The organism is Pantoea sp. CTOTU49201, assembly GCF_032054795.1.
GTDB lineage: Bacteria > Pseudomonadota > Gammaproteobacteria > Enterobacterales > Enterobacteriaceae > Pantoea > Pantoea symbiotica.
The window spans coordinates 1-8,215 of record NZ_DAMBSA010000203.1 but is presented as its reverse complement, the minus strand read 5'-3'; the positions used below and the strand labels follow the sequence as shown (position 1 = coordinate 8,215).

At 55.6% G+C, this 8,215-nt stretch carries 7 protein-coding genes and 1 pseudogene; 6 read left to right on the top strand and 2 right to left on the bottom strand.

Features of this window, described 5'->3' with window-relative positions; translation table 11 throughout:
- Positions 1 to 618, top strand: a 618-nt coding sequence (locus RTY00_RS14690) for an aminotransferase class III-fold pyridoxal phosphate-dependent enzyme (protein WP_312664945.1), incomplete at its 5' end; no start/stop codon positions are given.
- Positions 619 to 630: 12 nt separating this feature from the next.
- Positions 631 to 2,097: an aspartate aminotransferase family protein gene (locus tag RTY00_RS14685; protein ID WP_312664944.1), complete on the top strand. Its 1,467-nt coding sequence runs from the start codon at positions 631 to 633 to the stop codon at positions 2,095 to 2,097.
- A 150-nt stretch (positions 2,098 to 2,247) separates the two neighbouring features.
- On the opposite strand, the gene RTY00_RS14680 is transcribed toward RTY00_RS14685, so the two are convergent.
- Positions 2,248 to 2,541 carry a YicS family protein gene (locus RTY00_RS14680; protein ID WP_312664943.1) on the bottom strand — a complete coding sequence of 98 codons (294 nt, stop codon included), beginning with the start codon at positions 2,539 to 2,541 and terminating at the stop codon, positions 2,248 to 2,250.
- 460 nt (positions 2,542 to 3,001) lie between these two features.
- Here RTY00_RS14680 and RTY00_RS14675 point away from each other — a divergent pair, with 460 nt between their 5' ends.
- The 4 genes from RTY00_RS14675 to RTY00_RS14660 all read left to right on the top strand — a co-directional run bounded on the left by RTY00_RS14675 (position 3,002) and on the right by RTY00_RS14660 (position 8,045).
- Positions 3,002 to 4,495, top strand: a complete 1,494-nt coding sequence (locus tag RTY00_RS14675) for a purine-cytosine permease family protein (RefSeq protein WP_312664942.1) — start codon at positions 3,002 to 3,004, stop codon at positions 4,493 to 4,495.
- On the top strand, positions 4,495 to 6,201 hold the full coding sequence (locus RTY00_RS14670) for a nitrilase-related carbon-nitrogen hydrolase (protein WP_312664940.1): 1,707 nt from the start codon (positions 4,495 to 4,497) through the stop codon (positions 6,199 to 6,201). Before RTY00_RS14675 ends, RTY00_RS14670 begins: the two co-directional genes overlap by 1 nt.
- Positions 6,202 to 6,279: 78 nt before the next feature.
- Entirely contained in the window at positions 6,280 to 7,431 is a 1,152-nt protein-coding gene (locus RTY00_RS14665) for a transporter substrate-binding domain-containing protein (RefSeq protein WP_312664938.1), read from the top strand.
- Complete coding sequence (locus tag RTY00_RS14660) at positions 7,428 to 8,045, top strand: ANTAR domain-containing protein (protein WP_312664937.1); 618 nt, start codon at positions 7,428 to 7,430, stop codon at positions 8,043 to 8,045. The genes RTY00_RS14665 and RTY00_RS14660 overlap by 4 nt, the downstream gene beginning before the upstream one ends.
- Before the next feature lie 9 nt (positions 8,046 to 8,054).
- Here the strand turns inward: RTY00_RS14660 and RTY00_RS14655 are convergent.
- Positions 8,055 to 8,215 (bottom strand): annotated as a pseudogene (locus tag RTY00_RS14655) (LysR family transcriptional regulator); the annotation flags it as partial.

Here is an 8,215-nt window from a genome sequence, read left to right as displayed (position 1 = left end):
CAGGAACACGGCATTCTGTTGATCCTCGACGAAGTTCAGGCTGGCTTTGCCCGTACCGGTAAATTCTTCGCCTTCGAACACGCAGGCATCGAGCCAGACATCATCGTAATGTCTAAAGCTGTGGGCGGCGGTCTGCCACTGGCTGTACTGGGCATCAAAAAGCAGTTCGACGTTTGGTCTCCGGGTCATCACACCGGTACCTTCCGTGGCAACCAGCTGGCGATGGCGACCGGCCTGACCACGCTGAAAATCCTCAAAGAGCAGGATATCGCGGGCAAAGTTGCCGCGCAGGGTGAATGGCTGAAACAGCAGCTGGCTGCGATGCAGAAACGCTTCCCGGTCATTGGTCACATTCGTGGTCTCGGCATGATGATCGGTATTGAGATCGTTAAACCGAACGAAGCGGCCGATCACATGGGCAGCTTCCCGGCTGACGGCGAGCTCTCTGCGCTGCTGCAGAAGAAGTGCTTCGAAGCAGGTCTGATTCTGGAGCGCGGTGGCCGTCATGGCGCAGTATTGCGTCTGCTGCCTTCACTGCTGATCACCAACGATGAGCTGGCGATTTTCCTGGATAAATTTGAGCAGGCGCTGATTGGCGCTGGCGTCAAACCTGTTTGATTGGAAGAGTAAATGTCTGAAGTAAACCCGATTCTGGCCGCCTCTGCACAGAGCATTGAGGCGTACCAGCAGGCGATTGCCCAGAGCAGCGCCGCGGTTGTGCAGTGGCTGCAACAGCCTGAGATGTATCAAGGCAAAACCGTTGCCGAACTGCGCGAGCGTATCACGCTCGACTTCAATCCAAACGGCCTGGGTAACCAGGCCGCGATTGAACGCGCGATTGAATATTTCCTGAAAGACAGTCTTTCAGTGCATCACCCACAATGTGTGGCGCATCTGCACTGCCCTAGCCTGGTGGTAAGCCAGGCGGCAGAAGTGCTGATCAACGCCACCAACCAGAGTATGGATTCGTGGGATCAGAGCCCTTCTGCCACCATCATTGAGATCAAACTGATCGAATGGCTGCGTGCGCAAGTGGGTTATCCGGCTGGCGACGCAGGCGTGTTCACCAGCGGCGGCACCCAGAGCAACCTGATGGGCCTGATGCTGGCACGCGATGCCTTCTATCAGCGCCAGGGCCACTCGGTGCAGCAGCACGGTATCACTGGCGATCTGCGTAAGATCAAAGTGCTGTGCTCTGAAAACGCGCACTTCTCCGTACAGAAGAACATGGCGCTGCTTGGCCACGGCTATCAATCTGTGGTGCAGGTGAAGTCTGATGAGTTCGCCCGTATGGATGTGTCAGACCTGAAAGCCAAACTGGCACAGGCCGAAGCCAACGGCGAACAGATTCTGGCGATCGTTGCGACCGCCGGTACCACCGATGCCGGTGCAATCGATCCGCTGCGTGAAATTGCCGGTATCGCTGCCGAGCACAACATCTGGGTACACGTTGATGCAGCATGGGGCGGCGCGCTGTTGCTGTCCGAGAAGTATCGCGACTACCTTGATGGGCTGGAGCTGGTGGATTCCGTCACGTTGGACTTCCACAAGCAGTATTTCCAGACCATCAGCTGCGGTGCGTTCCTGCTGAAAGACGAGCGTCATTACGAGCTGATGCGCTATCAGGCGGCTTACCTGAACTCTGAGTTTGACGAAGAAGCCGGCGTACCGAATCTGGTTTCCAAATCACTGCAGACCACGCGTCGTTTCGATGCACTGAAGCTGTGGATGGGCCTGGAAGCACTGGGTCAGAAACAGTACGCAGCGATCATCGATCACGGCGTAACACTGGCGCAGGAAGTGGCGAAGTTTGTCACCTCTGAACCGCGTCTGGAGCTGGTGATGCAGCCTCAGCTGGCTAGCGTGCTGTTCCGCTATCGTCCAGAGCAACTGACCGATACCGCGCAGATTGCCCTGTTCAACCAGCGTATCGGCGATGCACTGCTGGATTCAGGCCGCGCTAACGTTGGCGTGACCGAGAATCAGGGCGTGACGTGCCTGAAGCTGACCTTGCTGAACCCAACCGTGACGCTCGAGGATGTTAAAGTCCTGCTGGCGCTGGTTGAGAAAACCGCAAATCAGCTGCTGGGCGCGTAATCCCGTTCAGCAACAAATGCAGTGATCGAATAAGGGTGCTTATTAAAGCACCCTTTTTTATTCCCGCTCTATTCCCTGCTTTGCCCAACTGCGCAGTTCATCCCGAAAATCAGAGCGAAAGATGACGGTATCTGCGTAGGGATAAATTCATTACTTCATCTCTGGGCAGCGCACAGCATTAATGGCGCGAGTATATCCCTGCATATCTTTATGATCATACGCTTTGGCGGCTACCAGGATCGGATCATGGTTATTTTTCTCGTTGAGAAATGCGTTGCGGACTTTTTCATCGGAGATGTTTTTATCCACCGAGCAATGTTCTCGCAGACTTTGGATGATCTGCTGTTGTTTGAGCGCAAAAGCCAGATTTCCATACGGGGACGCTGCGAATATTGGCTCGCAGGTTAATAATAAAAATCCACTGATTACCCACTTTATTGACATAATTCGCCCTCCATCAGTCGGCAGCAAAAAATTTATGCTGTGTCTAAAACCGACATGATTTCATCGGCTTCATAAAAAATAAATAAAGTCAGAATCGTGAAATGGATGGGTTGTAATTAACATTTCGCTTTAAGTATTAGTAAAGCCACTCACATTTAACAAGCTGCAAAATATCGATGACTCTTCATTTCTCTTTCCACGTCAGCATCATTTCAGTGCATCACGCACTACCTTAAGGCACTTAGCTGTCCGTACTTAAGGCTGGATCCCCGTCATCAGTACCTTCCGCTATCTGGCACGCCAATTGCTTCTGACTGATTACCGCATCCTGCCTTGCAGGAACAGGCGCCGTAGTCTGGTAAGCGGTTTGTGGCTACATGTCACTCCAATACATCGAATTCAGGCGAAGAAGCCCCACCGGCAATGCTGTCGGCGGGGCTTTTTTATTTGGAGTAAAACTATGAGCAAGTTGAAAACGTGGTTTCAGGGACCGCAAGACATTACCGAAGCGGAAGCGGTAGAAGATTACGCCGTGGGTCGTGTACCCACCCACTATCGCTGGCCGATCCCCGCCATCATTCTGGTGCTGCTGGGCAACTCGACGGCGATGTTCTGGTTCAGCCTGGGCGCGGATATGAGTTATCAGGTCGGCTGGCCGCTGCTGCTGTTGCCGATTGGCTATATGGTTCTGTTCGCTACGCTGATTGGCTCGTGCATCATGAAGATGGCGAGTAAAGAAGGTTTGTCGCTTAACCTGATGACGCGCGGTCTGGGCTTTGGCTACATGGGTTCAGCGTTCACCTCGCTGATCTACGCCATCAACTTTATCTTCTACTTCCTTTTCGAAGGCACCATTGTGTCGCACGCCATCGCCAACTACGCGGGCGTGCCGGTGAATTCGGTGGCAGGCATCGTGATATTTGCGCTGATGGGACTGGCGGCCATCTGGTTTGTCTGGAAAGGCATGTCGTCGATGCAGTTCCTGCAAACCTGGGGCGTGCCGATCTTTATCCTGCTGTTTGGCTTCTGCATCTGGCAGCTGACCCATCACTATCCTTCGGTCGGCTTCAGCGGCTGGCAGCCAAAAGGTGAAGTGGACAGCAACGCGCTGTGGCTGGTGATGAACATGGCGAACGGGCAGATTGTGTTTCAGGGCTTGATGGCAACCGATTATGGCCGTTTTGCACGCCCCAATATCAGTCACAAAGGCACCGCTACCATTATGCTCGGCATGCTGTTGCCGATTGTGGTGGTGATGCTGTTCGGTGCCTTTATGGCCTACACGCTGATGCCGCATATTGAGGGCGCCGACGTCTGGTCACTGGCGCTCGATCCTGGTTTTGTCTTCCCATTGATCATCGGCCTCACCGGCGTATTGTTCGCGGTGATCACGCAAATTCGCATCAACGTCCTCAACCTCTATTCCGGCTCGATTGCGCTGTCTAACACCATGGATATGGCGTTCAACTATCGTCCAGGCCGTCAATGGTGGATGCTGCTGGTTTGGCTGCTCGGCGTGGTGTTCTATGTCTGCAATATTCTGCAGTACACCGGCACTTTCCTGTCGATCACCGGCATTCTCACCAATACCTGGGTCTTCATCATCCTTGCCGACTACTTTGTGTGCCGCAAAGTACTGCACCTTGCGCCGTCTGATTTCGTCGAGTTCCGCAAAGAGTATCTGCGGATGTGGAACCCTTCTGGCGTGATTGCGCTGTGCGTGGCGGTCGCCATCGGTGCGGCGGGCGTGTTGGGTGTTTATCCGATGGTCTACGCCTCGTTTATCGCCATGCTGGTTGGCCCGGTACTGCACGTTGCGATTAGCGCCGCGACGCGAGGCCGCTACTACTTCAAAACCTTCCCGCAAGATATGCAGACCAGCTGGAAACCGTCGGATGCTTATCAAGGCCCGAAACCCGCTTTTAACCCGCAGCTGAGCAAGGAGGCTGAATAATGAGTATCAAAGTCGCAACCATCCAGTTTGAACCGACGCTGTTTCGCAAAGAAGAGAACGTTGCTCGCCTGCTGGTGCTTGCCAACCAAGCCGCACGCGACGGCGCACGCCTGATTGTGATGCCGGAGATGGCCACCACCGGCTATTGCTGGCAGGATCGCGCCGAAGTCGCGCCCTTTGTGGAAACCGCCGATGGCCCAACCAGCCAGGCTTTTGCCGCGCTGGCACGCGAGTTCAACTGCTATCTGGTGTTTGGTATGCCAGAACGTGACGCGGTCACCGACATCTACTACAACAGCGCGCTGTTAGTCGGCCCGCAAGGGCTGATTGGCGTACATCGCAAAACGCATCCTTATATCTCGGAGCCTAAATGGGCGGCCAATGGCGATGTCGGTCATCAGATTTTCAAAACAGAGATTGGCAATATCGCCTTGCTGATTTGTATGGATATTCACTTTATTGAAACCGCGCGATTGGCTGCGGTGGGCGGCGCGCAGATTATCTGCCACATCAGCAACTGGCTGGCTGAACGCACGCCCGCGCCTTACTGGTTGACGCGCGGCTGGGAAAATGGCTGCGCGTTAATCGAAAGTAATCGTTGGGGTTGGGAGCGCGGCGTGCAGTTCAGCGGCGGCAGTTGTATCACCGATAGCCAGGGCCAGCTGCTGGCAAGCTGTGACAGCGGCGATCAGGTGCTAAGTGCAGAACTGACGTTGCCGCTGGACAATCCTGCGCTGAAAAAACGCCGACCTGAACTGTATCAGCGCCTGATGACCAACACCTTTATGTGGAATCCGCAGGACTTCTTTGGCTTGTACGGCACCGATCCGCTGCCGCCCGCCAAAGATTCGGTGATCGCCGTGGCGCAGTTCCGCCCGCAAAACGATGTGAGCGCCAATCTGCAGCAGATTCGTGATTGGGCCGAGCAGGCCAAAGCGCGTGGCGTGGAACTGCTGGTGCTGCCAGAACGTGCGTTGACCGGCTACGCCGGTAAAATGAACGCGTTGACGCTGGATGATGCGCCGATTCAGGCGGTGATCAGGCTGGCTATGGAGCTGGATATCGCGCTGTTAGTGGGTTTTGCTGAGCGCGACGGCACGCATTGCTATAACAGTTGTTTGTTGGCGTGCAGCGCCGGGCTTAGTGCGCATTATCGCCAGATTCACCTCAGTGAGGCTGACCAGCAATGGGCCAGCGCCGGGGATAAATGGGTAACCTGCGATCTGCCCTGCGGGCGTGTCGGTTTGCTACTTGGAGAGGATCTGCTGGTGCCGGAAGCGGCGCGCATTCTGGCGCTGGAAGGTTGCGATATTATCGCCTGCCCGGCAGCGCTGGATACGCCTGCGCCGCTGGCGCATCAAGGCACCATGATCCCACATGTCTGGCCGATTCCACGCGGTGCCGATCCTTATCACTGGCTATTGCCGCGTGTACGCGCAGGAGAAAACAATGTCTGGCTGGCGTTTGCCAATTGGCCTGAAGCGGCCGATGAAAGTTTTGGTATCAGCGGCGTGTTTGGCCCGGATACATTTGCCTTTCCGCGTCAGGAGAGCAAAGTGTTAAGCAATAACGGGTTGGCGCAACTGGCCATCACCACCGGCTCGCCAGATACAACTTATCCGAATCATGTGGTAAGACGTAAAGATCTGGTGCTGATGCGTCAGCCGCATTTTTACACACCACTGATTTTGCGCGCTCACGCATAGAGCGCGCACCAGTCCGTCGTAGGGTCGCCATTTATGGCGACCGTTTCACCACCCGCACTATTACCCACGGAGTCATTTATGCCCACATCACCCAGCAAGAACGTCATCCCGGTTGGCATTCTCTATTCGGTTTCCGGCGATTACGCGGTGATTGGCCGTGAAATGCTCAACGGCATTCTGCTGGCGATTGAAGAGATCAACGCCAACCCAAACTATGACTTTACCCTCGCGCCGGTGGTGCGCGATCCCGGCGGTTCGCTGGATAAATACCACGAATATTGCCACGACCTGCTGCATCGCCACGGCGTGCGCCATCTGATCGGCTGCTACACCTCGGCGGCGCGCAAAACCATCCTGCCGCTGGTGGAAGCGGCCAACGCACTGTTGTGGCATCCGGCACGTTATGAAGGATTCGAAAGCAGCAACAGCGTGATCTATCTCGGTGCGACGCCAAACCAGCATGTGATTCCCCTGCTGCGCTGGCTGCTGCAGGAGCACGATGCCGAGATTTACCACGTTCGTTCCAATTACGTGTGGTCGTGGGAGATGGATCGCATTACGCGTGAAGCGGTGACAGCGGCCGGCGGCAGCGTGGTGGAAAGTAAACTGTTGCCGCTCGGTGAGGAAGATGTCAGTGAGCTGATCGGCGATATCATCACGCGACGACCTAAAGTGATCCTCAATACCATGGTCGGCAAAAGCGCCTACAGCTTTTACCGCGCCTGGCATCAGGCCAGTCAGCATCAGCCGTGGCTCAATCAGCCGCTGAAACTGAGCATGACGCTATGCGAACCCGAAGTGCAGTTAATTGGCGCTGCGGCGCTGGAAGGCTATCTGGTTTCAGCCAGCTGGTTCCAGTCGATCGACAGCTCTGCTAACCGCGATTTTTTGCGCTGCTATCGTCAGCGTTTTGGCGATCAGGTTTCGCCCTCCGTTGATAGCCAAAGCGCGTGGCTGGCGGGGCATTTGCTGGCGCGCGCGATTGCGCGGCATGGTAACGCCGAAGTCGACGGCGTACGCCAGGCGGTATTACAGGATGAGATGGATTCGCCCACCGGGCCGATTCGCATCGATGCCGACAACAATCACTGCTGGCTGACGCCGCATCTGGCACGCTGCCATGCAGGTAAGCTGGAAAGTTTCTGGCAAGCCGACGCGCCGGTGAAGCCCGATCCCTGGCTGGCGTGGACCGACCTCGACCATCTCGGCAAGGGGGGGGAAAACGCATGAGTCGAAAAAACGTGCAGATGCGCGGACTGAAGGTGTGCGTGATTGGCTGCTCAGTGCGCGATAATCAACATCTGGCGCAGCAGTTTGCGCGCATGGGCATTAAGGGAGAATTTTGCGCTGAGTTTCCCAATGAAAGCGCCTTCGCGCAGCAGCAGTTGCTGGTGTTTGATGGCGACAACCCGGCGCTGTTTCATCCGACAGATAAATTGCCGTGGCCCGCGCTGCCAAAAGTGGTGCTCACCGCGATGGAAACGCCGTCGCGCCTGCAGTGGATCACCGAGCAGAAGATTGACAGCTATATGCGCAAGCCGGTGCGTTTTGATGGCGTGATGACCGCTTTTACCCTCGCGCTCGACAGCGCGGCGCGTATCAATCAGCTGGAAGCCCAGTTGAAGCGTCAGGAAGAGCGCCTGCGCGCACGCAAGTTTCTGTTTTCCGCTCAGCTACGTGTGATGCGCGAATTGCAGCTGGAGGAAGATGATGCCTACAACCTGCTGCGCCGTGCTGCGATGGCGCAGCATATGACGATTGAAAATCTCAGCTGTGAGCTGTTGAGCGATAGTCAGCCGTGGTTGAATCTGTTGAAAGCGCTGGCAGCAGAACACATGCCGTAGCGGCACAATTTATTGCGCATTTAACTCACGCACATAATCCAGAAACGCCTGCAGCGGTGCCGGAATCAACCGGCGATCGTTGTAATAGAGCCACAGGCCGGAGAAGCTTTGCCACCAATACGGCAGAATCGGTTGCAGGCTGCCCTCACTCAGCGGCGTTTTAATCCAAT